The organism is Maribacter flavus, assembly GCF_008386635.1.
Taxonomy (GTDB): domain Bacteria; phylum Bacteroidota; class Bacteroidia; order Flavobacteriales; family Flavobacteriaceae; genus Maribacter; species Maribacter flavus.
The window spans coordinates 1,793,794-1,819,056 of sequence record NZ_VUOE01000001.1; the positions used below are offsets into that span (position 1 = coordinate 1,793,794).

The 25,263-nt window shown below is 41.2% G+C and carries 23 protein-coding genes; 11 read left to right on the forward strand and 12 right to left on the reverse strand.

The genetic code is table 11. The features are described from left to right. Positions 1-43 precede the first annotated feature (43 nt). Together F0361_RS07810 and F0361_RS07815 are read left to right on the forward strand one after the other, a co-directional pair. Positions 44-2,746 (forward strand): carboxypeptidase-like regulatory domain-containing protein, encoded by a 2,703-nt coding sequence (locus tag F0361_RS07810; protein ID WP_246160832.1) that lies wholly within the window; start codon positions 44-46, stop codon positions 2,744-2,746. After that, positions 2,746-4,128 carry a DUF5689 domain-containing protein gene (locus F0361_RS07815; RefSeq protein ID WP_154918527.1) on the forward strand — a complete coding sequence of 461 codons (1,383 nt, stop codon included), beginning with the start codon at positions 2,746-2,748 and terminating at the stop codon, positions 4,126-4,128. Before F0361_RS07810 ends, F0361_RS07815 begins: the two co-directional genes overlap by 1 nt. A 1-nt stretch (position 4,129) precedes the next feature. Here the strand turns inward: F0361_RS07815 and F0361_RS07820 are convergent, their stop codons facing one another. Continuing rightward, entirely contained in the window at positions 4,130-4,519 is a 390-nt protein-coding gene (locus F0361_RS07820) for a response regulator (protein ID WP_154917921.1), read from the reverse strand. 301 nt (positions 4,520-4,820) lie between these two features. Here F0361_RS07820 and F0361_RS07825 point away from each other — a divergent pair, with 301 nt between their 5' ends. Together F0361_RS07825 and F0361_RS07830 are read left to right on the forward strand one after the other, a co-directional pair. Then, positions 4,821-5,288 (forward strand): ankyrin repeat domain-containing protein, encoded by a 468-nt coding sequence (locus F0361_RS07825; protein ID WP_154917922.1) that lies wholly within the window; start codon positions 4,821-4,823, stop codon positions 5,286-5,288. 47 nt (positions 5,289-5,335) lie between these two features. Continuing rightward, entirely contained in the window at positions 5,336-6,106 is a 771-nt protein-coding gene (locus F0361_RS07830; RefSeq protein WP_154917923.1) for an amidohydrolase, read from the forward strand. On the opposite strand, the gene F0361_RS07835 is transcribed toward F0361_RS07830, so the two are convergent. Genes F0361_RS07835 through F0361_RS07845 form a run of 3 tightly spaced genes read right to left on the reverse strand, consistent with a single transcriptional unit; the run spans position 6,098 to position 9,019 of the window. Continuing rightward, on the reverse strand, positions 6,098-6,772 hold the full coding sequence (locus F0361_RS07835) for a hypothetical protein (RefSeq protein ID WP_154917924.1): 675 nt from the start codon (positions 6,770-6,772) through the stop codon (positions 6,098-6,100). The two genes, F0361_RS07830 and F0361_RS07835, sit on opposite strands and share 9 nt — an antisense overlap. A gap of 11 nt (positions 6,773-6,783) precedes the next feature. After that, a complete protein-coding gene (locus F0361_RS07840) occupies positions 6,784-8,400 on the reverse strand; it encodes an Ig-like domain-containing protein (protein WP_154917925.1) in 1,617 nt (538 codons plus the stop codon). A 43-nt stretch (positions 8,401-8,443) separates the two neighbouring features. Then, the gene (locus F0361_RS07845) at positions 8,444-9,019 is read right to left on the reverse strand and encodes a ComF family protein (protein WP_246160834.1); all 576 of its coding nucleotides are present in this window, start codon (positions 9,017-9,019) and stop codon (positions 8,444-8,446) included. 156 nt (positions 9,020-9,175) lie between these two features. On the opposite strand from F0361_RS07845, the gene F0361_RS07850 reads away from it, so the two are divergent. Continuing rightward, positions 9,176-10,087, forward strand: coding sequence for a hypothetical protein (locus F0361_RS07850; RefSeq protein ID WP_317129161.1), 912 nt, complete (start codon positions 9,176-9,178; stop codon positions 10,085-10,087). A 37-nt stretch (positions 10,088-10,124) separates the two neighbouring features. Beyond that, on the forward strand, positions 10,125-11,672 hold the full coding sequence (locus F0361_RS07855) for a glycine--tRNA ligase (protein WP_154917926.1): 1,548 nt from the start codon (positions 10,125-10,127) through the stop codon (positions 11,670-11,672). Here the strand turns inward: F0361_RS07855 and F0361_RS07860 are convergent. Beyond that, complete coding sequence (locus tag F0361_RS07860; RefSeq protein ID WP_246160835.1) at positions 11,669-13,759, reverse strand: TonB-dependent receptor family protein; 2,091 nt, start codon at positions 13,757-13,759, stop codon at positions 11,669-11,671. The genes F0361_RS07855 and F0361_RS07860 overlap by 4 nt on opposite strands. Before the next feature lie 18 nt (positions 13,760-13,777). After that, positions 13,778-14,299 (reverse strand): hypothetical protein, encoded by a 522-nt coding sequence (locus F0361_RS07865; RefSeq protein WP_246160836.1) that lies wholly within the window; start codon positions 14,297-14,299, stop codon positions 13,778-13,780. Positions 14,300-14,428: 129 nt separating this feature from the next. On the opposite strand from F0361_RS07865, the gene F0361_RS07870 reads away from it, so the two are divergent. The 3 genes from F0361_RS07870 (at position 14,429) to F0361_RS18830 (ending at position 17,044) form a co-directional block, all read left to right on the forward strand. After that, positions 14,429-15,193: an exodeoxyribonuclease III gene (locus F0361_RS07870; protein WP_154918531.1), complete on the forward strand. Its 765-nt coding sequence runs from the start codon at positions 14,429-14,431 to the stop codon at positions 15,191-15,193. Positions 15,194-15,270: 77 nt separating this feature from the next. Beyond that, complete coding sequence (locus F0361_RS07875; protein ID WP_154917927.1) at positions 15,271-16,311, forward strand: NADP(H)-dependent aldo-keto reductase; 1,041 nt, start codon at positions 15,271-15,273, stop codon at positions 16,309-16,311. A 367-nt stretch (positions 16,312-16,678) separates the two neighbouring features. Beyond that, a complete protein-coding gene (locus F0361_RS18830; protein ID WP_211361146.1) occupies positions 16,679-17,044 on the forward strand; it encodes a hypothetical protein in 366 nt (121 codons plus the stop codon). Positions 17,045-17,115: 71 nt separating this feature from the next. Here F0361_RS18830 and radA read toward each other — a convergent pair whose 3' ends face one another. The 6 genes from radA to panC all read right to left on the reverse strand — a co-directional run bounded on the left by radA (position 17,116) and on the right by panC (position 22,367). After that, the gene (gene radA / locus F0361_RS07885) at positions 17,116-18,477 is read right to left on the reverse strand and encodes a DNA repair protein RadA (RefSeq protein WP_154917929.1); all 1,362 of its coding nucleotides are present in this window, start codon (positions 18,475-18,477) and stop codon (positions 17,116-17,118) included. 219 nt (positions 18,478-18,696) lie between these two features. Further along, entirely contained in the window at positions 18,697-18,867 is a 171-nt protein-coding gene (locus F0361_RS18690) for a hypothetical protein (protein ID WP_161598219.1), read from the reverse strand. Between the two features lie 66 nt (positions 18,868-18,933). Next, a complete protein-coding gene (locus tag F0361_RS07890) occupies positions 18,934-20,076 on the reverse strand; it encodes an alpha/beta hydrolase (RefSeq protein ID WP_154917930.1) in 1,143 nt (380 codons plus the stop codon). A gap of 26 nt (positions 20,077-20,102) precedes the next feature. Beyond that, on the reverse strand, positions 20,103-21,068 hold the full coding sequence (locus tag F0361_RS07895; RefSeq protein ID WP_154917931.1) for a lysylphosphatidylglycerol synthase transmembrane domain-containing protein: 966 nt from the start codon (positions 21,066-21,068) through the stop codon (positions 20,103-20,105). Positions 21,069-21,157: 89 nt separating this feature from the next. Next, positions 21,158-21,508 carry an aspartate 1-decarboxylase gene (gene panD / locus F0361_RS07900; RefSeq protein WP_099545342.1) on the reverse strand — a complete coding sequence of 117 codons (351 nt, stop codon included), beginning with the start codon at positions 21,506-21,508 and terminating at the stop codon, positions 21,158-21,160. Positions 21,509-21,521: 13 nt separating this feature from the next. Beyond that, positions 21,522-22,367, reverse strand: a complete 846-nt coding sequence (gene panC / locus F0361_RS07905) for a pantoate--beta-alanine ligase (RefSeq protein WP_154917932.1) — start codon at positions 22,365-22,367, stop codon at positions 21,522-21,524. A gap of 103 nt (positions 22,368-22,470) precedes the next feature. Here panC and F0361_RS07910 point away from each other — a divergent pair, with 103 nt between their 5' ends. Both F0361_RS07910 and F0361_RS07915 read left to right on the forward strand, forming a co-directional pair. After that, positions 22,471-23,280: a glycogen/starch synthase gene (locus F0361_RS07910; RefSeq protein WP_154917933.1), complete on the forward strand. Its 810-nt coding sequence runs from the start codon at positions 22,471-22,473 to the stop codon at positions 23,278-23,280. A 5-nt stretch (positions 23,281-23,285) separates the two neighbouring features. Continuing rightward, on the forward strand, positions 23,286-25,178 hold the full coding sequence (locus F0361_RS07915; RefSeq protein ID WP_154917934.1) for a DUF4270 family protein: 1,893 nt from the start codon (positions 23,286-23,288) through the stop codon (positions 25,176-25,178). The last annotated feature ends 85 nt before the right edge of the window (positions 25,179-25,263 follow it).

The window sequence follows — 25,263 nt, forward strand, 5'->3', positions numbered from 1 at the left end:
CATAATGTACAAGGGCATATTTCTTATACCGATTTTTGTCTTAATGAATACTGTTTTCGGACAAACCAGTTATTCCGTGTCTGGAACCGTCCTTACTTCTTATAACAATGTGGCAATTGAAGGCGCAAGCATCCGTATTGAGGGGAAATCCATAGAAGTTAGGACCAATGTGGATGGACAGTTCGCCCTTGAGACGGACCTTATGGGCGATTATATTCTAAGAATTACCTTTCAGGATTACGAATCCAAACGAATCCCAATAGTGCTTGACGGAAAGTCGCTTAATCTTGGCAGCATACTCCTTAAAAGGGATATTTCTGTTGAACAACAGGACAATCTAATCACCCTTACCGATGCAGAACTGCTGGACGATGAATCCACATCCAACACTTTAGGACTTTTGCAGGCAACCCGGGATGTTTTTCTAAGTAGGGCCGCATTTGATTTTGGTCAGGCTTTTTTTAGGGTTCGAGGGTACGATGCCCAAGAAGGGGAGGTGCTGTTGAACGGTGTCCCCATGAACAAATTGTTCGATGGTCGCCCCCAGTGGAATAATTGGGGCGGGCTGAACGATATTACCAGGAACCAGGAATACTCGAATGGGCTGGATGCTTCGGACTATACCTTTGGGGGTATTTTGGGCAATACCAATATCGATTTGAGACCCTCCGGATTACGACCGGGAACACGTATTTCAACATCGGCCTCCAATAGAACCTACGCGGGAAGATTGATGGCGACGTATAATTCCGGAATGAAGGAAAATGGATTTGCCTATGTACTGTCCGGTTCCAGAAGATGGGCGAAAGAAGGCTTCATTGACGGAACCCTGTACGATGCTTATTCATTAAGCGGTCAGTTGGAATATGAGCTCGATGACAACCACAGTTTTCTCTTATCCGGCATATTTACAAGTAATAGAAGGGGCCGGTCGTCCGCCATTACGGAAGAGGTGTTCAGTTTGATGGGTAACAAATACAATCCGTATTGGGGGCTACAGGATGGTAAAATAAGGAACTCTCGGGAACGCTTCATTTCAGAACCTATGGTGTTGTTCAATTATTTTTATAATGCCGATAAACTGGACCTATCCCTTGGGTTGGTCTACCAAAATGGAACCCATAAACGAAGCAGGCTGGGGTATTACAATGCCCCAAATCCAGACCCAACATACTACAGGTACCTGCCCAGCTTTTATGTCAACAGTCCTATTGGTGCGAACTTCATTAGTGCAGAAATGGCCAAGAATAGTTTTCTAAAAGATCCGCAATTGGATTGGCAAAACGTATACAGCGCCAATGCGAACTCGTCCCTGGGCGGCGAAGCTGTTTATGTACTCTATGACGATGTGGTTTCTGATGCCCAGTTTACGGCCAATTTGAACGGTAATTTCCAATGGGACCCAAACATAAAGGTCGATTTTGGTATCATGAACCGATATTTAAAATCCAAAAACTTCGCCGAAGTGGATGATCTGTTGGGGGCCGAATTTCACAGGGATATCGACCCTTTTTCCAATACCAGAAATGACATCGATTCCAATTTGGAAAAAAGGGAAGGGGATTTCTTTGGGTATAATTACGAATTTCAGGCTAATGAACTTAGGGCCTATTCGCAGATTTCGGCCGACTTGAACAAGTGGAAGTTCTTTTTGGCTGGACAATTCAATCGGAAAGCATATCAAAGAACAGGTAAATTTCAGAATGAACGGTTTCTGGAAAATTCTTTGGGCGCAAGCAGGAACATAACTTTTTCAAATTTTGGGGTCAAAGGAGGTCTTACCCACGCAATAACCGGAAGACATTGGGTCACTATGCAAGGGGCCTTCATCAAAAGGGCACCGTTGCTTCAAAATGTTTTCGTTAACCCAAGGGAGTCCAATGCCTTGGTACCCAACATGCGGACCGAAACCGTTTCCACTTTGGATATCAACTATTTCCTTCGTTTGCCCAATCTTACGGGTCGGATAACCGGTTATTACACCCGATTTCAAAACATTACCGATATCAACTTTTTCTTTGTGGACTCGGGTGTTGGATCGGATTTTGTCCAAGAGGTTTTGACGGGTTTGGACAAATTGCACCTTGGAACGGAATTGGGGCTGGAATACCAGGTATCCTCAACGGTAAAACTGTCATTGGTTTCCTCCATCGGAAAATATGTGTATGCCAGTGATCCTTTGGTGACCATTAATTTTGACACGGCATCGGCGGAGGAAGAACTGATCAATGTCCAGGGATTCCAGGATTTGGGGCCTGCAAAGCTAAAGGGCTATAAATTGGGTCAGGGACCACAACAGGCCTTTGCCTTCGGTATGGAATATAGAGATCCCAAGTACTGGTGGGTAGGTGTCACCGCCAATTACCTTGCGAATAACTATGCCAATATTTCCACAATAACGAGAACGGATAGCTTTGTTTTGAACCCTGAGACGGGGCAACGTTTTCCCGATGCAACAGAAGAAAATGTGGACGCGCTTTTGGAACAGAAATCCTTGGACAACTTTTATCTTTTGAATCTTGTGGGAGGAAAATCGTGGTTGAAAAACGGGAAGTACCTAGGTGTTTTCGCCAGTTTGAACAATTTGTTCGATACCACTTTTAGAACCGGTGGCTATGAACAAAGCCGCAATGGCAACTTTGGTCAGTTACGACAGGACAATTTGAGCGGTACCCCTTCTTTTGCCCCAAAATATTGGTATGGCTACGGAAGGACCTTCTTTTTAAACATAGCCCTAAGTTTTTGATGACACATCTTTCTAAAACATACTACCGGCTCATTGTAAAGACCATATTTTTACTTATGGTAGGTATGCTTTTTGCCTGCGTAAAGAACAAGGATTTTGAGCAATTGGAGCCTGCCTGTGAATCAAATCTGGTCGCGAACATCAGTATCGAGGAACTTAAGGAATACTATCAGGACGAAACGCTTCAAATCCAGGAGGATTGGGTCATCGAAGGATATGTGATTTCTTCCGATGCCCAAAACAACTTTTTCAGCGTACTGTATTTTCAGAACAGCACCAATAACCCCACCGATGGACTTCAGATAGAAATAGAAATGCTGGATTCCCATCTATTTTTTGAGGTTGGGAACAAGATTTTGATCAAGCTGAAAGGATTGTACTTGGGACGTACTAGAAATCAGTTTAAAATTGGCGGAGTATTTACCTCCTTTGGGAATGTTTCCGTTGGGCGATTGCCTTACAACCAAATCTTTGAGCATATCTTTGTAGCCTGTGGTGAAGGAGCCATTTTGCAACCGGATGTACTCACAATTCCGGACTTGCAGGATAACAATGCAGGCACGTTGGTGCAATTTCAAAATTTGGAGTTTTCAGCAGCGGAATTGGGCAACTTATTTGCCGAAACGGAGGCCGAAACGGAACGTCTACTTGTAGATTGTGAGGATAATGAGTTGATTTTGTTAAATAGTGGTTTTGCGGATTTTCAATCCATTTTGCTTCCCGAAGGTCGTGGAAGTATCACCGGGGTCCTCGTTAAGGACGGAAGTGACTTTAAGTTGGTTATAAGGGATTTGACCGATATTGAATTTGACCAAGAAAGGTGCGAGGATTTCGTGGACGAATTTACTTCCAACACTATTTTCTTTTCGGAATTGGCGGACCCTGATAACGATCCGGAAGCCAGATTTGTGGAAATATACAATTCAGATACGGCCCCATTATCCCTAAAAGGTTGGCAAATCCTTCGGTATACCAATGATAGTGAAACGGTGAGCTCCTCAACGGAATTAACGGGACATGTTATTGATGGGGAAAGTACGTTATTGATATCGCCCAATCCATTGGTTTTTGAACAAGTTTATGGATTTTTACCTGATGTGGATGCGGGAACCAACTCACCCGCGGATTCCAATGGTGACGACAACCTCGTCTTGGTCGATCCCTTTGGAACGGTGATAGATATTTTTGGCGTAATAGGCCAAGATGGTACGGGAACCGATCATGAGTTTGAGGACGGTCGAGCGGTACGAAATTTGGAAGTTAATGCAGGGAGTCCGGTATATATGTTCTCTGAATGGCAAATATTCAACGATTCCGGAGAGGCGGGTACGGTCAATTTGCCTCAACTGGCCCCAGACGATTTTTCACCAGGAATACGCTAACTTACGCTACCTTCTCTAAGGATTCGGCCGTTAAGGGTTTGACCAAATAGGCAGTTACGGAAGCATAGTTATGTGCCTTTGCCATATTCTCAGGGCTTACAAAGGAGCTAACAATATATACCTTAACATTTTCACGTTGGTGTTTGGGAATGTTTTGAAACTCTTCCAAAAAGGCCCATCCATCCTTGTTGGGCATGTTCAGGTCTAAAAATATGATTTGTGGAAGTGGAATGTTTTCAATCAAAAGTCCAATAAGACTATCTATGGCTTCCTGTCCATCTGCATACCAGAGAACGTTTTCACAAAACCCTATTTGCTTCATGAGTTTTTTTGTGTTGAAGGCAAAAAACTCATCATCATCAATTATACAACAGCTATCAATCCTACTCATGAAAATCGAAACTCAAAATCCAAGGAACCATATCAGGGAAAAATTATCCCTATTAAAGTATGGTTTGTTTTGTTCTAAAAATTGGCGTAAAACTAAGAATTATAACCACACCTTCACTGATAAAAATCAGGTTTTGAATGCTTTTAGTTAAATTGACAAAAATCATAAGCCTAGATTATAGAATAAAGTAGGCGACTTGTTAATTTTAATATGATATTTGAATATATGAGCTTTAAATCAGCGTTTATAATTAATATATTAAAAAGTATTTTTTGACAAAACCCTATTTTTTACCATACTAATGGAACACAATATTTACAATTATATCAGGAACGGAAATTTGGAAGGTGTACAAGATGCTTTAAACGATAATCCAGGGCTTGTTAGCTACAAAGATGAAAGGGGCTCCACTCCGCTGTTATTGGCTACCTATTACGACCGTTTAGAAATAACCAAATTGTTACTTGATTACGGGGCGGATATTAATGCGCAGGATGCTGCCGGAAACACCCCATTAATGGGGGTCTGTTTTAAAGGATATTTGGAAATTGCCAAACTTCTGATCGATAACGGGGCAAAATTGGATGTACAGAACACCATGGGGGCCACGGCTCTTGTTTATGCAGCCATGTTCGATAAATATGAGATTGCCAAGCTTTTAGTTAAAAATGGTGCCGACCAAAGTACAAAGGATCAGAGAGGTAATACGGCATTGAACCATGCGAAAACAAAAGGCAACCTTAAATTAATCGATTTACTGCAAGGGTAATTGAATGGGCAACTTCCTTAAAGTATAGTGTGAAGACTTGATACAACATGAAAAACGAACTTAAGATTACCCTAATACAATCTCCCATTATTTGGGAGCAGCCTGCCTTGAACAGGAATTCATTTGCCGCCAAGATCGATACTATAAATGATGTGGATCTAATCGTTCTTCCAGAAATGTTTACTACCGGATTTACCATGTCTCCCGAAAATTTGGATGTTGAAGAAGGAGGAATCACGGTAAATTGGATGAAGGAAATGGCCAAAAAAACAAAGGCCGCCATTGTAGGTAGCATCGTTTATACTGAAAACGGACTTCATTATAACCGACTTTTTTTTGTTACCCCAATGGGTGAGGTTTGGCAGTATGATAAACGACATACCTTTACATTGGCAGGAGAAAATGAAAAATATCAGGCCGGTAAGCAACATTTGATTATTAACTATAAAGGTTTCAAATTGAACTTTATGATCTGTTACGACCTAAGGTTTCCTGTTTGGAGTAGAAATACGTTGGATTACGATGTTCTATTGTATGTAGCGAATTGGCCCAAACCGCGGATTGAAGCCTGGGATACCTTGTTAAAGGCAAGAGCTATTGAGAATATGAGCTATTGTATAGGGGTGAATAGGATAGGTAGCGATGAAAAGGGATTGGAGTATGTTGGACATTCAGCGGCCTATGATGCACTTGGTCAACAATTGGTTTTTTCGGAGAAGGAAGAAATTCTTCAAGTGACAATTGATAAAAGACACATATCCAAAACCAGGGACAATTTAAAATTCCTTCAGGACAGGGATATGTTCCGGCTACTGTGAGTTAAGTATTGAAAATAACTTAATCAAGTCTTCCTCTTTTCTAGCGGATAATTTTTCTTTTTTAAGAATTTCCATAATGCTGGAAGGCAACTCTGATTTCATGGTTCGTTTGTTTGTGGGTAGTTCTGCCACCTGTCCTTCCTCTCTATTAAAATAGAATTGATGAACTATTTCGACTTTATCTACACTTTCAATATTTAAAAGTTTGGCGTCTGATGGTGCTTTGTTAATCTTAATATCGAAAACCTTATAAAGATTGTATTTTCCTTGAGCAAGGATTTCAGCAAAAATTGGCTTATTTCTTTTTCCTAGGTGAAGGGGGACTAAATTCTTTCCATTTAATTGAACTTTTATTCCTTTTGTGGGATACAACGCCGAAATTTCCTTATCCTTTAAAATTTCTATTTCACCGTGATAGACATTAAAGCGCGCTAGTATTTTTATTCTTTTTTTATTTGATAAATCTATAATGGTACCTTGTTCCCATTCTTCACTTATGTAGATACTACCCACAATCTTATTACCGCTTATTTCAGAAACTCTTAAAAAAGGAACGTCTAAATTTCCTGTTTGAAAGGTTCCTCCTTCTTCATTTACTAAATTAGGTTGCGACCATGTAGAGACAATGGTAAATAAAAAATGGATTAAAAAGAAAATTCTATTCATTTGATAAGTAATTAATTAAGAATTGTAAAAGTAATGTTCTCTATCCAGTTGGCGCGCATCTCAATGGTAGTAGGGTAATAGGACACCTTTTCTGGCTGAATTCTTTTGAGGTAGTTTCCCGTATCCCATTGTCCATTATTGTTTGTATCGAAAATGGCTCGGATTAAATATTTTCCGGGACTTATATGATTAAACTCAAAAACCTTAGGTTCTGTTGCAATCTGCGTCCTTTGCACCTCGCCTTTTTCGTTGGTCAGTTCAAGTATTACTGGGTATTCTATAGATTCACCAGTTAAATTAACAGATAGGTTTCCGTAGTCCGCATAACTCTTGGTGTTCAGGTTAAAATTGATGGAATCGTTTGTTGTACCGAAAAAGTCCACAATAGCACCAGGAATCATCTGAACTTTATATTTTTCATTCGCATCCACCTTGAACTCAATATTAACCTGATTTTCCAAAGAGTCCAGGACCGCGGTGTGGATTACTTGTAAAGTATCCTGCTTGAACACCTCAATTTTTGTAGTGTCTAAGGATTCTATGGGCGTGTTCGCCAGTAGTGAAAAGCGTTCCCCAAAGTTCAATGTACCAGTACGGCTGGGAGTCAATTTAAGGGAATCAATGCCCACCTTCCTACTTTTCACCTTAAACGTATCTATAAGTTTTAGGCGCTCGTTCTTCACTGTAAACAACAGGGAATCCATATCATACGGTGTAAACCAAAAGTTCAGGGTATCCTTATCCCTTTCTTTTAGGATTTTTGTTTTCACGGTATCCGGAATAGGGGAAATGGTATTCAGTTCTATATCCTTCCCATCCCCGTAATATCCAAAGCTGATTTTATTTTTTGCCGCATAAGTGGGAACGGCAATACCGTAGTCCGGGACTTCCCTAAAAAGATTTATAAGGTAAATGGAATCCGTTGGTAGCCGGACGGTATCCTTAATAAACCCGATTTTATCCGTATTCTGGTCAAAAACGTTGTTTTTGGTCTGGTCCTTTATCGCAAAAAGGGCATAGATTCCTTCCTTTAAGTTTTTCAAATTAAAGATGATCGTACTGTCCAAGGTGTTGGTAATGTAATTGGGAGGTCTTTTGTAAACGGTAGAATCTGTATAACTGGAATCGATACTGTAAAGCATTACACTGATAAAATCATCGGCCTCTTTGTTGAAAGCGTCCTTCACAACACCTTGTAGTTCCAAGGAGTCAATGTAGTCGCCCGTGGAAAAAACATAGGTTAAGAATGGGTTTGGATTTCCTTCGTTATTGTCTACGATACTTTGCCCAAAATTTATGGTATAGGTCGTATTTTCCTTTAATGTATCCTGTACGACAATTTCAACAAATTTGTTGGCACCACCCTGAGGGCTTAACAATGGCTGATATTTTAAGGGAGGTGAAACAATCAATTGCTCCTGTACTTTCTCCAATTTTACAAGCTCATCAAAATAGAGACGTATTTTTTTTCCTTCAAAGTTGGTACTCATGTTCTCAGGTTCGGCACGTAATAGAACAGGGGGAGTAACATCTTTTGGCCCACCTGTGGGCGTTCCTTTTCTTGCACATTGATAGAATGCCGTAATTGAAAGTAAAATGAATATGTAACCTAGGATTCTACGGAACATGGAACAAAATTATAGGACAAAGAAACAATATATTCCCCAGATATTACTCCACGACCGCAATGCTCGCTATAAATAGGGTGGTACCTTCTATTTTTAATAGCGCTTCACCACATAGTTCCATGGTAGCTCCTGTGGTAATCACATCATCGACCAATAAAATGGTCTTGTTCTTTAAAATTTCGGTATCGGTTACGGTGTAAAGGGATTTATTGTCGTACCATCTGGCCAATCTGTTTTTCTTGGTCTGTGTCCTTGTGTTTGCAGTTTTGGTCAGAACTTGGTCTAAATATTCAGATCCAATATGTGCTGCCAATCGTTTTGCGAATAAGGCCGTTTGGTTATAGCCTCTTTTTTTAAGTCTTTTCCTGTGTAAGGGAACAGGGATTACAAAATCTATTTTTGGAAGGTAGTCGTTTTCCTTTAGGAGTTGTCCGTACCAATCCCCCAAAAACGCCCCAATGTGCTCTTGATTTTTATATTTTAGGTTATGAATAAGGTTTTTTACGATGCCATAATCCGAAAAATGAAGGAAGGAACTCGCTTTTTTTATGTTAATTCTACCATAAAAGATACGATCTACAGGATTTTCTTCGTTAAAGGTGTAATCGGTGAGTGGCAATTGGTGTCGACAAACGGTACACAATAGCTTCTCTCCTCTAATTAATCTGTCATTACATCCAAAACATGCGTGAGGGAATAGGAGGGTGTTTATATCATTTGCTATATTTGACAGCTTGGCGAGAAACATTTCTTGCTTCATTATTTAACCTACTAAATGCCCATTTATTGGATGGACAATCAAGATACTAAATTCAATTATAAAATAATACTTGCCGCTATGGCCGCTGTTATAATTGGTATCCTAATTGCCTTTTACTACAGTCATGCACAATCCAAATCTGAAATAAGTTTCCTAGAACAACAAAAGGATGTTCTGGTGAAGGACCTTACATTGATGAAGGCCGACTTGGACCGACTTTCTGCGTTGAACGAAATGAACGATATAGAGCTTCAAGATGCGAAGTTCCAAGTGCAACAACTTAAGGATTCAGTAGGGAGGCTAAATTTTACTATCGACAGGCTTAGGGAATTTAAGTCGGAACTACGAAGACTGGAAGCCAAAAACGATAGTCTAAAGCTTAAGAACAATTTTCTTAGGTATAACAATTTGCTGTTGACGGACAAATACGACGAGGCCAGAAAGCAAATTGAGCTTTTGCAGGCGAACAGCAACAGTCTGGCAGAGGCAGAGGCCCTACAGCGAAGAAAAATCATGGAACTCAATCAGCAGCTAAAGGTCAAGAACTACCTAAACATGGACTATTCAGAAGGTAGCGGTTTCAGGTTGAGGGGGTCCCGTCCCGTTGGTACCAATAAGGCATCTACCATTGAAAAACTTCGTGGTTGTGTTACCGTGTTGGCAGATCCGGACGTAGCCCGATCCGAGAAAGTTATCTATCTCCAATTCTTGGATCCTAACAAACAGATTGTAGAGGACAATGCCAATACGATTACGGTAAATGGTAATGTTTATAGTAAAAGGGTTGAATTTCAATATTTTGGAGAAGAAACCTCCATCTGTGATTACGTAACCGTTCCGGAAGGCTCCTTAAAGGAAGGAACCTACACATTAAACGTTTTTGAGGACGAACGCCTAATTACCTCCTCAGAATTTCAATTAAAATAAATTCCCTTCTTTTTGGCTAATATTCTATTTTTGCCGCATGGCAAATCAAGAAGATATTTTTAAGAAGGTAATTTCCCATGCAAAGGAATATGGTTATGTATTCCAATCCAGTGAAATTTATGATGGTTTAAGCGCCGTATACGACTATGGCCATAACGGTGTAGAGCTTAAGAACAATATACGTCAGTATTGGTGGAAGGCCATGGTTCAATTGAACGAGAATATTGTGGGCATCGATGCAGCCATATTCATGCACCCAACTACATGGAAGGCATCTGGGCACGTAGATGCCTTTAATGACCCGTTGATAGACAATAAGGACTCCAAAAAACGATACCGGGCAGATGTCCTCATTGAGGATTACGTAGGTAAAATCGATGCTAAAATAGAAAAGGAGGTCGCCAAGGCCGAAAAACGTTTTGGTGAAAACTTCAACAAACAGAAATTTTTGGAGACCAACCCTAGGGTAGTCGAATATTTGGAACAGGGGAAAAGTATCTTAAGCCGAATGGCAAAGTCCCTGGAGAAAGAAGATTTGGCCGATGTTAAGGCCTTGATCGAGGAATTGGATATTGCATGCCCAATGTCTGGATCCAAGAATTGGACGGACGTAAAACAGTTCAACCTCATGTTCGGGACCAAGTTGGGCGCTAGTGCGGAAAATGCCATGGACCTATACTTGCGACCTGAAACGGCCCAAGGAATTTTTGTAAACTTTTTGAACGTACAAAAGGCGGGAAGAATGAAGATTCCGTTTGGAATTGCCCAAACAGGAAAGGCCTTTAGGAACGAGATTGTCGCAAGACAGTTTATCTTCCGTATGCGGGAGTTCGAGCAGATGGAAATGCAGTTCTTTATACAACCCGGAACCCAACAGGAATGGTACGAACATTGGAAGGAACATCGAATGAAATGGCACCTTTCCCTAGGTATGGGAGAAGACAACTATAGGTTCCATGACCATGAAAAATTAGCCCACTATGCGGATGCGGCTGCGGATATTGAATTCCGTTTCCCTTTTGGGTTCAAGGAATTGGAAGGTATCCATTCCAGAACCGATTTCGATTTGGGAAGCCATGAAAAATACTCAGGAAAGAAACTACAGTACTTTGACCATGAGACCAATCGAAACTATGTTCCATACGTACTGGAAACGTCCATTGGTCTAGATCGAATGTTCTTGGCGGTCTTCTCCAATTCGCTTCAAGAGGAGGAATTGGAAAACGGTACTTCTAGGACCGTTTTAAAACTTCCGGCAGTTCTGGCACCTACCAAAGCCGCTATTTTGCCGTTGGTAAAAAAGGATGGATTACCGAAGGTAGCGCAACAGATTATGGATGAACTTAAATGGGACTTCAATGTAACGTACGATGAAAAAGATGCCGTGGGCAGACGCTACAGAAGGCAGGATGCGAATGGCACCCCATTTTGTATCACTGTGGACCATCAGACTTTGGAAGACCAAACGGTTACCATTCGTCATAGGGATTCCATGGATCAGGAACGCGTTGCCATTTCAGCATTGAAAGGGATCATTCACGAGGCCGTGGATATGCGTACCTGGCTTCAAAAAATGGAGGCCTAAAGGGCGTAGGCCACATTAAGTGCGCCGTAATAGTTCCGGCCGTCTCCCGGATAATAATAGCGAGGTTCCGCACCGCCAAATCCCTGTGTGTTTATCAGCACCGAACGTGCATAGAGTACATCGAATGCATTATTGACGCCAAAGTCCACGCCCAAGGTGAATTTTGGCGTTAGTTTTTTCCGATATCCGGCTCGGAAATTCACCAAATTGAAGGCATCGCTATAAACATCGTTGGCATCCGTTAAGGGAATACTACCTACGTGTTGGTAGATAAGGTTGAGGTAAAAATGGGTAAAGAAGCGATTTTGGAGGCCCATGGTCAACCGATGTTTTGGCACACCGGTCAACTCGTTACGGGAATAGTCAATGCCGCCGTCCACAAAATCCGTGAACCTATGGTGGTTTAGATTGTAGTTGACAAACGGATTTACCTGAACTACAGAGGTGGATGAAAAAAGCGAGTAGTCCACTCCAAGCTCCACGCCTTGGTGCTTGGACGACCCGGCATTTTTTTCAATAAATTGGTCGTCCCCTACCTGTTCCCTGATCAATAAATTATTGATATCCATTTGATAGAGGGTCAGGTTGATACGCAGTCGGTTTTGATCAAAAAGAAGATTGGTTCCAATTTCGTAGTTTGTGCCGGTTTCCTGTTTGATATCTGGATTGATGATGCCTTCCGGGGTCAAGGTACGTTCAAGGCTAGGATTCGTAAAACCCCTACTAATGTTGGCATACAATTCCTGATTAGTGCCTAAGGAATAGTTTAGGGTTAGACTCGGTAGCAGGATAGGGTCAAAATCCCTGCTTCCACTATTGTTTGCGTTCCCAACATTGAACCTGTCCTGAAGATCGAAGGCCGTTTTGTTGAGGTTGAGGCCCAATTGCGCCGAGAATGCATTTGTAAATGGATATTGTAATGAAGTAAAAACGTTCCATTGTCCCCTAAATTCCTTATTTCGGGCAAACTGCGCGCCTTTTAAACTGCCGTTCCCATCGTTTTCCTGATATAGATTTTCAAACTCGTCCCAATCATATTCATCCTTGTAAAGTTCCGCTCCAAAGGAAAAATCGGCATTTTTTTCAAAGAGGGTTAAATCCCCTGAAAACAGGGTTCTAAACCCAAATCCATTGGTAATTTCCTCCAAGATGCCAAAAGGTCGCGCTTCTGTCTTATCCAAATAACTGTAAAAGAAACTGGTGGTATTATTAAATCGGGCCGAAAATTCATGGTTTAGGGATACCCCCAAAAGTGTCTGGTTGTTCGTTTCGTAACCGCGGGAGGCCCTCCAGGTAAACGTGGCCTGCGTAGGGTCTTCGTTGAATGCCGTAATTCCCAAGGAACTAGGTATTTGGGCCGTGTAGTCGATATGGTTCACCAATAGTGAGAGCTTGTTTTTGGGATTCAGTTGATAGGATGTATTAAGGAGGAATCCGTCGCGCTCAAAGTTGTTGTTTTCGCGGTATCCATCGGTTTCCAAATGGCCGTATTGCAGGTTCAAACGAAGTTTCCCATCGAAATGGTTAAAGGCCAGATTATTTTTTAAAAGGTTAAAGGAACCTAGGGTAAAGTTGTTACTAAAATTCGTGGACCTTCCCAAAGCTTCCTTTGGAGTGAGGATAATGGCACCCCCAAGATTGGTCCCAAATTCCGTTCCCTTAGGTCCTTTCACTACTTCTATTTGGCCCAAATTCTCCAGGTCATAAGCCTCAATGGTGGACGAACCCGTTCCGTTGGTCACGGGAATCTCGTTGTAGTAAAGCCTGAGTTTATCCGTGCCGAACAACGTTCTGGCGCCTATGCCCCTAATGGTAATCCTGTTGGTGTTCAAGGCACCGGAAAGTACATAGACCCCGGGGATTTGGTTCATGGAGGATACAATGTCTACCGGACTATAATTTTGAAAGGTTTTGGCCGATATTACTTCCGATGGCGTAATACCCATCACCTTTTTGTTCTTCAAAGCATCAATAAGGATCACTTCTTCCAGTTGGGTGATACTGTCCTTGTTTATGGGATCTTGGGCCTTTGCAAACAGTGTGGTTAATAGAACTAAGAAGGGTAGGTATTTCATCAATCTTCGCATAAAATGCGAAGTTATGGTTTAAAATCTAAAACCAATAGAGAGTCCGCCCCTAAACATAAATGCATTTTGAAAATCTTCCGGGTTTATATTTCGGCCCATACCTCCATGGATTTCCAAGGTAAAACGGTCGCTTCGGGTGACCCACTTATTACCTATTCCTAGACCTAGGGCGGTAGTGCCATAGTCGTTGTTTCTAGCTCCCAAGGTTGTACTATCCACATCATTTTTACCGGTGTAATACAGTCCAAATACTTCGGCAAAAAAACCGCTTCGGGGTATATAGCCAAAATAAGCGCGAAGGTTAGGTCCAATGCCAAAGTTACCGTTGTAATCGGTCGCATCGCCATTAAAATAAAGGGTTCCCCCAATACTCGTATCCTCGGTAAAAAAATATTCATACGAACCTTCCACCGTGGAGGTGGCCAAAAATTGACCAATATTGAATTTTATTTCGTGATTCTTTTCAAATCTGGGATAGGCCTGTGCCATTATAGAGCTGGTAAAACCTAGACTCATAATCAGGCATAAAAAATATCTCATGACGTATGTTTTCTAATTCTTAGAGTGGTAATCAAAGGTCGTTCCAAAGAGGACAAAGTTAGGATTTAGGTAGCCATACTTGGGAATATTTGGGTAGGCTTTTCTATTTTTGGCCCAAAGGCACTTATGATGAAGATCGTTTCCTACAATGTAAATGGTATCAGGGCGGCATTGCGAAAGGATTTTTTACCGTGGTTGAAAGCGGTGGATCCAGATGTGGTCTGTCTTCAGGAAACAAAGGCGAACAAGGAACAGTTGGATTTATCGCTTTTTGAATTGGCCGGATATCCGTACCATTATTGGTTCAGTGCACAGAAAAAGGGCTATAGCGGGGTTGCCATCCTGTCCAAACAAAAACCGGATGAAGTGCTCTACGGTACGGGTATAGACTATATGGATTTTGAGGGCCGAAATATTACCGCCCATTTTGGGGATGTTGCCGTAATGAGCATGTACCTGCCATCGGGTACCAACTTAGCCCGTCTGGAACACAAACTGACCTATATGTCAGACTTTCAAAAGTTTGCGGACGAGTTTCGGAAAAAACATCCAAATTTTATTGTTTTGGGGGATTACAACATTTGCCACAAGGCCATCGATATTCATAATCCTGTGGGTCTCCAGAACGTGTCGGGTTTTTTGCCGGTGGAAAGGGAATGGATTGGAAATTTTATCAAGAGCGGTTTTATAGACAGTTTTAGGCATTTCAATAAGGAACCTGAAAATTATACTTGGTGGAGCTACAGGGCGAACGCCAGAAATAATAACAAGGGATGGCGTTTGGACTACGGAATGGTTTCTGAACCCCTAACCGAAAAATTAGAACGTTCCGTTATTTTATCCGAAGCCAAACACAGCGATCATTGTCCCATTTTACTGGAACTTAACGTTTGATTTAAACAACTTCAAGGCGAGTACCGTTCCTATTTCGTAATTTTAAGATTTTAAATCGATAACCTGCCGCATTTAATATGAAATATACCCACCTTCCCCATACCGATATCGAAGTCAGTAAAATATGCCTAGGCACCATGACCTGGGGCAACCAAAATACCGAAGCCGAAGGGCATGAACAAATGGATTATGCCCTTGACCAGGGAATCAACTTTTTTGATACCGCCGAACTCTACCCTATTCCGGCACATCCGGATAGACATTCGTTGACCGAAAAAATCATTGGAACCTGGTTCAAGAAAAACGGTAATAGGGACAAGGTCATCCTGGCCAGTAAAATTGCCGGAAAGGCGGATTTTACCAAATTTATAAGAACGACTGGTTTTACCCGTGCATCCATCATCGAAGCCTTGGAGGGAAGTTTAAAACGACTCCAGACGGATTATATAGACCTATACCAATTGCACTGGCCGGAAAGAAACACGAACTATTTTGGTCAACGGGGCTATACCCACCAGGTAACCGATTATTGGGAGGACAATATCCACCAAGTTTTGGAAACCTTACGGGATTTGATGCGCGAGGGGAAAATACGCCATGTAGGCATTTCCAATGAAACACCCTGGGGCACCATGCGCTTTTTGGAAGAAAGCAAAGTCCATGCCTCCCTGCCTAGGACCATTACCATTCAAAACCCATATAGTTTGCTTAACCGTTTGTTCGAAGTTGGCTTGGCCGAAATTTCCATGCGTGAAAACATTGGCCTACTGTCTTATTCCCCATTGGGCTTTGGGGTGCTTAGTGGAAAGTATCTAGGCGATAGGTTGCCGGAAGGATCCCGAATCGCCTTATTTCCCAACTACAAAAGATACAGCTCCGATACTGCAGTAAAGGCTACCCAGAAATATTATGAACTGGCACAGGAACACAATATTTCCTTGGCCCAAATGGCTCTGGCCTACGTGAACACCAGACCCTTTCTGACAAGTAATATTATTGGTGCCACCACCATGAAACAGTTAAAGGAAAATATTGGAAGTATCGATATTACCTTGACTTCCGAAATCATGGAGGGCATCGAAAAAATTCATAACGAACATCCTAACCCGGCACCATAATGATAGACTTATTGATATTTCTTCGAGTAGGCTTTTGGCAAGTGGCCTTGATCATCGTGGTCATAATTATCATATTGACCCTTTCTAGGATTATGAGGGATAAGAGGTAGTATTTTGTTCTGAGGAATTGAATATCATAATTTTTTTTAGCATTCATTTAATAAAATAGATGTGGTATAGAAGCAAAGATTTTATAGTAGGTAGTATTTTTTTGATGTTGACTATCGTCTTTATTATGATTTCAATGAATAATACGCTCTTTTTTGATTGGGTTTTTGAACGACATCATAATCAATGGAGTTGGTATTTGCGGCCTTTATTTTTGCTTCCATTTTGTTATTTCGCCTACAAGAAAAGCTTCACAGGTATGATGATTTCCATCTTTGCCCTGTTCACAAGTATGTTTTGGTTCCCTAAACCTGAAATTGTAAGTGAAGATGTGATTGCTTTTTTAGAATTTGAGAAAGAGTATCTGTATGGTGATTGGAGTGTAAGTAAACAGCTCCTGGCATTGACCATTCCCATTTCCCTTATTGCATTAGGAATGGCTTTTTGGAAGCGAAGTATAGTAATGGGTATTGGTGTAGTCGTTCTTATGGCAACCGGAAAAATGGTATGGAGTATTCAAAATGCTGGCGAATCTGGAAAATCCATTTTTATACCCGCCATACTTGGTCTTTTAATTTGTTGTGTTCTGATTTATTATGGATTCAAAAGGCTGGAAAAGAAATAACGTACTTCTGGAACATCAAAATATTATTTGGTAAAAGGATTCTTCACCTTTAAACCAAACCTTCTTTTTTCTCATCCAAACAAATTACGTACCACATCCTCAATCTTGGCTGTCAACTGCACCTTGATTTTGGTGTTTTTTAATCCAATTTTATTGTTTTTGGAAACGAAGATGTTGGTGTAGCCCAGTTTTTCGGCTTCCAAAATGCGCTGCTCCACCCGTTGTACAGGTCGGATTTCCCCGGCCAGTCCCACTTCCGCGGCAAAACAAATACCCTTTTCAATGGGAATGTCCTCGTTGCTGGATAGTATGGCGGCAATGACCGCAAGGTCAATGGCGGGGTCGTCTACTGAAATTCCTCCTGTAATGTTCAGGAAGACATCCTTCGCACCCAATTTAAATCCGGCCCTTTTTTCCAACACGGCCAAAAGCATGTTCAAGCGTTTGGCGTTATATCCCGTGGTGGAACGTTGTGGGGTTCCATAGACCGCCGTACTTACAAGCGCCTGTATTTCAATCAACAAAGGTCGCATACCCTCTACCGTGGAGGCAATGGCGGTGCCGCTCAGGCCTTCATCGTTCTTGGAGACCAATACTTCGGAGGGATTGTTCACTTCCCGGAGTCCGCTGCCCTGCATTTCATAGATGCCCAATTCTGCCGTAGATCCGAATCGGTTTTTTAGGGAACGAAGTATTCGGTATACATAGTTTCGGTCGCCTTCAAACTGCAGGACGGTATCTACCATGTGTTCCAAAATTTTGGGTCCCGCAATGGAACCGTCCTTGGTAATATGGCCGATCAAAATAACGGGCGTATTGGTTTCCTTGGCAAATTTGATAAGCTCCGCTGTACATTCCCTGATCTGCGAAATACTCCCCGCGGCCGATTCAATATAATCCGAATGTAAGGTCTGAATGGAATCGACGACCACAATATCGGGTTCCGTAGCCTCAATTTGCTTAAAGATATTCTGGGTCTTGGTTTCCGTGAGGATATAACAGGTTTCGCTATTGGGATGGATGCGATCCGCCCGCATCTTGATCTGTTTCTGGCTTTCCTCACCGGAAACATACAGGGTTCTGTACGGCAGTTTCAGGGCAATCTGTAAAAGGAGCGTACTTTTTCCCACGCCCGGTTCTCCGCCCAAAAGTACCAAGGCCCCTGGTACGAGACCACCCCCAAGCACTCTGTTGAATTCTTGGTCGAACGTGTTGAGTCGGAGTTCCTTTTCAACACTTATTTCATGTACCAACAAGGGTTTGGAGGCCCTTTTGGCTGTGGAATTGCTAGGTTTCCAACTGGTTTTCTCATCTTTTTGAACCACTTCCTCAACGACCGTATTCCATTCCTTGCAAGCGGAACACTGTCCCACCCATTTTGCATATTGCGTGCCGCAATTCTGACAAAAGAAAGCGGTTTTAGTTTTGGCCATTGGTAACTTCCTTGATTCGCGCTAAGGTACCAATACCATTTCCAATTTAAAAATGAGCCAATTTACTTTTTCATTTTCCCTATGCCTTCATTGTGAAAATTGCAAAGAACCTTGGCTATTAGCAATATCCATGGCTTCGACAATGAAAATAGCAACCGCGTAAATTTTGGCACATTCCTCAACAACAATTGGTATGTGAAGTTTAAAAAGGAGAATCCGTTATTCCTCTTCGGATTGTTTTTTCTTGAATTCCCAGATGGCCATAAAAAAGGAGGCCCATGCCAAGAATAGGGAAAGAATGCTCAACACCAATAGTTTATCGCCTTTAAGGCCATAGTAGGTAAAATACACGCCAGCACAGGCGTAGTATTTAAAGATGCCTTTAAACATAATTGTAGGTTGTAGGTTAGATTTGGGATCTAAGTTTATATTTGGGTTTGCGGTTTTTGGTGTAGGTTAGAAACCAAAATCCGCTTTTAATGCGTCCATTTTTTCCAATGCCATTTCTTTAGTTAAAAAATCGATTTCATCCATCTGAAAAGCCTTTTCAAAGGTCTTCAATGCTTTTTTGGGCTCTCCCAATTGCTCGTAATATTCTCCTTCAAAATAAAAGCCCAACATGGTATCTGGATATTCCTTTTTGCATAATTCCGAAAGCGATTTTAAGGATTCCAAATCTTCTTTCTTTCGGGTGGCGGCATAGATGGCCATGATGTCGTTCAGTTCCACCGGCTTACTAAAGCCGAACAAATCCACAATGCCCTGATACTTGTTTTCAAGATATTGGTATACGGGTTCATCCGAAGTCAAAATTTGGGTTTTATATTCCTTTGGGCTTATCGGCTTGAACATGCCAAATACATTATCGAAGGCCTTTCCAATGCCGTAGGTAGCGACGGAAATATGGTCTGCTTTATCGTATTTGTCAAAGAAATAATGGAGGGTTTCCTTGTTCAAGGCCCTTATCCCGGTATCCAATGCCATAATTTTTTGAGTATCGTCAGTTTGCTCGCCTTCAACGATCAATTGATAGAACATTTGTTTATCAAAGGTGTTTAAACGCGATGGCACCCTGCTTTCCATTTCTGGGGCCAAGGTAGGGGAGATGCTTACATAGGCATCAAAGACCGAGTTGTCCTTGAAAAGCCAATAATTCTGAAAGTTTGCTGAAATATCGTACCCGAATATCATTTTAAAAGGCGCGGTGCTGTAATTTAAATCCAAATAGGGAATCAGCTCCATTCCTATGAACTCATAGAATTTTTTTCCTTTTTCGCTGGGAAGTCCGTTTTCTGGATCAAAGGCACAATCCTCCAAACGGATGCCGTTTTCACTTTGGTTTACGCCAACAACGATACTTTCTGGCATGCCGTGAAACCGACTGTAATATTTTGAAGTGGCCACTACCTGATCAAACAGGTAATTGGCATCCAAGACGACAATTAAAGGATATTTCTTGTTTTCATCCATATTTGGAGGAAAGTAGTATTGAACATCCCTTCTTTCCTGAAGTTTGAAGGATTCAAAAATTTCTTGGGTGGTTTGGGCCTGGGCAAAAGACACCAATAGAAGTGTCAGAGTAGGAATAAAATGACGCATAATAGGTTATTGGACAGAAGATTTGGTTATTTATTTCTGTTCAATAACGGTAATAGGATAAAAGATATTGCACCAAAGACGATGTTCATGAGGGTTTGTGCGATCCACATAATCCACCCAAAGGCGTCCCCGGATACGGAGCTTATTCCAAAGAGCCCCAAAGCCTTGCTCACCAATATGGGGAAAAGTCCCACACCGCCATTTGTGGTAGCCATGGCGAAAGCTCCAAAGACAAAGGCGACCATGATTTCATTAAGGGACAGATGGGCGGTTTCCGGCACTGTAAATTTTATGACCCACATCATACCAATGTAGCACGCCCAAATGAGGATAGTATGAAAAACGAAAGCCCATTTTTTCCTCATTTTAAAAATGCTGAAGACACCATCCAACAATCCTTTTATAAACATCTTGATTTTTTTGGCGATTGCGTTTTTTGATTTTTTGATGAACAAAAAGAAAATCAGGACTGCCGCGAATCCTGCAATTCCAAGGATTATCAGTCCGCTGGCATTGAATCCGCGTTGTTCAAAAAAGGTGATGATAATATCAGTCTGTAAAAAGAGCGTGATTATGACCACGATCAATAGCATGATCAAATCGATAACACGTTCCGTAACGATGGTTCCAAAGCCTTTTTCAAAGGGAACGCCTTCATAAGTGGTTAAGGCCGTTGCCCTTAAAATTTCACCGGTGCGCGGCACCCCTAAATTGGCCAGATAGGCCATAAAGATCATTAAAATATTGTTGATCAACTTTGGTCTGTAACCCAAAGGTTCCAACAAATAGTTCCATCGAATGGCCCTTGAAACATGACCTATGATACCCAAAAGCAATGAAATGGAAACCCAGAAAACATCGGCTTCCTTGATGTAAAAAAGAATCTGCTCCCTGTTTTCCGGTGAAGTCTTTAAATACCAATACAGTACTAAAAACACCCCAATAAGTATAGGCACGATCAGTTTAAGGGTCTTTTTCAAGGATGGGTTCACAATGTTTGGGTATGGACGTCTAAAGTAAGCAAGTATTCTTCATTGAAATGACACTTGAACGAAAAATGTAGAAAATGGTCCTGGCAAACCTATTTTAAAAGGTTGGTCTTTTCATCCGGGAATACAAGGCTAGGATTAAAGGTTTTGGCTTCCTCTAAGGGCATCCAGGCATAGGTAATCAGAATTAAGACGTCCCCAACCGCTACTTTTCTGGCCGCGGCTCCGTTCAAAGTAATTTCGCCACTGTTTCTGGGTCCAGGTATGACGTAGGTTTCCAAACGCTCCCCGTTGTCGTTGTTTACGATCTGAACTTTTTCTCCTTGTATAATATTGGCAGCATCCATCAAGTCTTCGTCAATGGTAATGCTCCCTATATAATTTAGGTCGGCTCCGGTTACCTTTACACGATGAATCTTGGACTTTACTACTTGTACTTGCATGGGACAAAATTAGTCAATTGAGTGCTATATTGTCAATTAGCCTTATATCTTCGGCATAAACGGCAATAAACGCCCTATATTTTTTATTCTTTACTTTTCTTTTTAACGGGCTCAGTGTTTCCACATCGGCAATCTCAAAATATTCCATTTCAAAATCCTCCTCTTTAAGAAACTGGTTTTTTACCCATTCCTTCACTTTTAAAGCACTTTTCGTGCCAAATTTTTCCTTGGCAGTTTGCAATGTCTTAAAGATGAACCCGGCCTTTAGTCGTATGTTTTCGCTTAACCTTTCATTTCTGGAACTCATGGCCAAACCGTGGTCTTCTCTTACAATTGGACAGGGGATAATATTCACGGGTATTTTCTGTATTTCCACGAGTTTTTTAATGATGCGGAGTTGTTGAAAGTCCTTCTCGCCAAAATAGGCATTGTTTGGTTGGATCAAACTGAACAACTGTTCCACGATGGTGCCCACACCATTAAAATGGTCGTCCCTAAATTCCCCTTCCATCACGTTGTCCAATCCTTGGAAATCATATTTTTTAGGCCTAACGGATTGCGCATAGATTTCTTCCACCGATGGAGCAAAGACGATAATATCCGGATCAACACTTTCTATAAGTTCTAGGTCCTTGGAGAGGTCTTTGGGATAATTTACAAGGTCTTCCTTATTATTGAATTGTGTTGGGTTGACAAAAATACTAACTACTACCCGGTCATTTTCCTGTACGGCCTTTTTGACCAGGGCAAGATGACCTTTATGTAGTGCACCCATGGTAGGAACAAGTCCCAATGTGTTTGAAGAAGGGGTGCGATTTAAAATTTTATCAAGTTCCTTTTTTGTCTCGATAGGGCGCATGCGAAATCGTGATTAGCGAGCAAACTTACTATAAATACTGGTAATCTCTATATTTTTTGTAATTTTGCACCTGCGTTTCCGTGAAAAATAAAATATAGTTTTTATGAATGGTAAAAAGGTATTGTTTGTATCTTCTGAATTAGTCCCTTACCTCCCCGAAAATGAAGTTTCACATATGTCCTATGAGGCACCCAGAATGGTAAACAGTAACGGGGGCCAAATTAGGATTTTTATGCCCAGGTACGGTAACATTAACGAAAGAAGGCATCAATTACACGAAGTTATCAGATTGTCCGGCATGAACCTGGTCATAAACGATATGGACATGCCATTGATAATTAAGGTAGCTTCCATACCTAGGGAGCGCATACAGGTGTATTTCATAGATAACGAGGAATATTTTAAAAGAAAGGCAACCTTTGCCGATAAAAAGGGCGAGTTGTTTCCGGATAATGATCAGCGGGCCATATTTTTTGCAAAAGGAGTGATGGAAACTGTTAAAAAACTGAATTGGTCTCCAGATATCATTCACGTGCATGGATGGATGGCTAGTTTGTTGCCGCTTTATCTTAAAAAGTATTATGCGGATGAGCCTCTTTTCGCGGATAGTAAAATCGTACTCTCCGTTTATGGTAAGACTTTTGAAGGTGAGCTGGATAAGGACATGATCAAGAGAATTGCTTTTGATGGAATTCCAGAGGAAGAAATCGCCTCCTTGGAAAGCCCCTCCTATAATAATTTGTTAAAAGTTGCCGTCGATTATTCCGATGCCATTATTTTAGCCTCGGAAGAAATTCCAGAAGACCTAACAACACATATTTCCAATCAAGAAAAACCTGTGTTAGAATATGTTCCAATCCAAGAATTTGAGGAAGCATATGCTAATTTTTACAACACGGAAGTTTTAAAATAATCTGAATGAACATTTTTCATAAGCGGGCTTTACCCCTATTATTTGGGGTTTTCATAATATGTACGATATTTTTTTCCTGCGAACAAGACCTCACTACCATAGGTGCAGGAGTAACAGGTGAAAACCCATTTTCAACAGGAAAAGAGGTGTACGATGTCTTTGCATATAACCGCAATATTGAAGCGGTAAGAACAAATAAACTGCCGATTTACCAACTTGGAATCTACAATGATCCCGTTTATGGCAAGACAACAGCTACTATTACATCGCAGCTAAATTTACCAACTACCAACCCCACATTTGGGGTGCTTTCCCAAAGAATCGAGGATGATGCTGAAAATGACGACTCGGCGACTACCATTAATGAACAGGAAACCGTGAAGGAAGTCTACCTTTATATCCCGTATTTAACCAAGGCGATTTCAAGGGACACTGATAATGATGGTGTAGCCGATGAGTTTGATGATCTTCCTGAGGATCCAACGAATGATAGTGATGGTGATGGAGCCACAAATGCTGAAGAAAGAACGGCCAATACAGATCCCTTGGATGACCAAAGTGTGGATTTGGATTTGGATGGACTCAACGACACTGATGATTCCCAAATATTTGCAAATAATTTTCCCACTACGGTAGATTTGGACAGCATTTATGTGAATGCAAAGAATTATGATGATGTGGTCAAACCTGTAGCCATAGGTTTAAAAGTTCAGCGTTCTACATATTTTCTAAGGGATTTGGATCCTAACACCAATTTTCAAGAAGCGCAACAATATTATTCTAGCCAACAATTTGCACCAACCTTCGTTTCAGACGTATTGTACGACTCGGATATGGATGGAGAAATTACTGTAGATAACAGGGAAATATTAATACCTGGCGAGGATGATGAAGATACGGAAGATACGGATGAGTCTTTAATCTTTACGAAATTGGACCCTGGTATTCGCGTGCCTTTGGATACCGAATTTTTTCAGGATAACATTTTGGATATGGAAGGTAAGCCTGAGCTTTTGAGTCAGTCGAATTTTTCGGAATTTATTAGAGGTATCCATTTATCATTATTGGAATCGATTGGCGATCCAACACTATTGCTGTTGGACTTGACACAAGCCAATATTACCATCAACTACTCTTATCTAGCTTACGACTCTGAACTGGGCGAGGCGGAAGAACGTGAGGGCACATTTACCTTAAACCTATTGACGGGCACTGCTGCAGCTGGTTTTTCAGGAAATGCCGTGAATACTTTTATGAACGAAAATTATCCACAAGATGTTTTAGATTCCTTTGATTCCAAAATGAATGCATCCAGAATATTCTTGAAGGGGGGTGCAGGTATCACGTCTGAAATAGAACTTTTTGAGCCAGACAACGCCGAAAATATATTGGAGCAAATACGGGCCAACAATTGGATAATTAACGAAGCCAATCTTGTATTTTATGTGGATAGGAGTTATCCAGGTATGGGTGCTGAACCTGCAGAACCACCCCGTCTCTATTTGTATAATTCAGAAACTAATAGTCCTTTGTACAATGTGAACACAGAACCACTACCAAGTTCCCTAAATCCACTTGCAACATACCCAAATTATGATGGGGTCCTTGTGGAGGAAAATGGCCTTGGGGTAAAATATACGGTTAGAATCACGGACCATATAAATAACCTTATCGTTAGGGATTCTGTAAATAGTACATTGGGTTTAACGCTTACTACGAATATTCAAATATCAAATGTCACAAATGCCATTTTTGCCAATGGTGTTGAAGAGGATATTCCCGTGACCTCCAATCTAACACCCTTAGGTACTGTTTTGTTCGGGAGTAATATCCCGGAATCCGACCCAAATTATGATAAAAGATTAAGGTTGGAAATAAGTTATACTAGAACGGAGTAGGTACTTTATAAGAGCCTATCAGATTTTTTTCATTTAATGTATACACTTTAAAGGATTTATTCGTTCAATAAACTGATAACTTATT

Bases quoted from the DNA above. Each gene is read 5' to 3' on its own strand.
- F0361_RS07810 (WP_246160832.1), top strand. From the start codon at position 44: ATGAATACTGTTTTCGGACAAACCAGTTATTCCGTGTCTGGAACCGTC.
- F0361_RS07815 (WP_154918527.1), top strand. From the start codon at position 2,746: ATGACACATCTTTCTAAAACATACTACCGGCTCATTGTAAAGACCATA.
- F0361_RS07820 (WP_154917921.1), bottom strand. From the start codon at position 4,519: ATGAGTAGGATTGATAGCTGTTGTATAATTGATGATGATGAGTTTTTT.
- F0361_RS07825 (WP_154917922.1), top strand. From the start codon at position 4,821: ATGGAACACAATATTTACAATTATATCAGGAACGGAAATTTGGAAGGT.
- F0361_RS07830 (WP_154917923.1), top strand. From the start codon at position 5,336: ATGAAAAACGAACTTAAGATTACCCTAATACAATCTCCCATTATTTGG.
- F0361_RS07835 (WP_154917924.1), bottom strand. From the start codon at position 6,772: ATGAATAGAATTTTCTTTTTAATCCATTTTTTATTTACCATTGTCTCT.
- F0361_RS07840 (WP_154917925.1), bottom strand. From the start codon at position 8,400: ATGTTCCGTAGAATCCTAGGTTACATATTCATTTTACTTTCAATTACG.
- F0361_RS07850 (WP_317129161.1), top strand. From the start codon at position 9,176: ATGCCCATTTATTGGATGGACAATCAAGATACTAAATTCAATTATAAA.
- F0361_RS07855 (WP_154917926.1), top strand. From the start codon at position 10,125: ATGGCAAATCAAGAAGATATTTTTAAGAAGGTAATTTCCCATGCAAAG.
- F0361_RS07860 (WP_246160835.1), bottom strand. From the start codon at position 13,759: ATGCGAAGATTGATGAAATACCTACCCTTCTTAGTTCTATTAACCACA.
- F0361_RS07865 (WP_246160836.1), bottom strand. From the start codon at position 14,299: ATGAGATATTTTTTATGCCTGATTATGAGTCTAGGTTTTACCAGCTCT.
- F0361_RS07870 (WP_154918531.1), top strand. From the start codon at position 14,429: ATGAAGATCGTTTCCTACAATGTAAATGGTATCAGGGCGGCATTGCGA.
- F0361_RS07875 (WP_154917927.1), top strand. From the start codon at position 15,271: ATGAAATATACCCACCTTCCCCATACCGATATCGAAGTCAGTAAAATA.
- F0361_RS18830 (WP_211361146.1), top strand. From the start codon at position 16,679: ATGATGATTTCCATCTTTGCCCTGTTCACAAGTATGTTTTGGTTCCCT.
- radA (WP_154917929.1), bottom strand. From the start codon at position 18,477: ATGGCCAAAACTAAAACCGCTTTCTTTTGTCAGAATTGCGGCACGCAA.
- F0361_RS18690 (WP_161598219.1), bottom strand. From the start codon at position 18,867: ATGTTTAAAGGCATCTTTAAATACTACGCCTGTGCTGGCGTGTATTTT.
- F0361_RS07890 (WP_154917930.1), bottom strand. From the start codon at position 20,076: ATGCGTCATTTTATTCCTACTCTGACACTTCTATTGGTGTCTTTTGCC.
- panD (WP_099545342.1), bottom strand. From the start codon at position 21,508: ATGCAAGTACAAGTAGTAAAGTCCAAGATTCATCGTGTAAAGGTAACC.
- panC (WP_154917932.1), bottom strand. From the start codon at position 22,367: ATGCGCCCTATCGAGACAAAAAAGGAACTTGATAAAATTTTAAATCGC.
- F0361_RS07910 (WP_154917933.1), top strand. From the start codon at position 22,471: ATGAATGGTAAAAAGGTATTGTTTGTATCTTCTGAATTAGTCCCTTAC.
- F0361_RS07915 (WP_154917934.1), top strand. From the start codon at position 23,286: ATGAACATTTTTCATAAGCGGGCTTTACCCCTATTATTTGGGGTTTTC.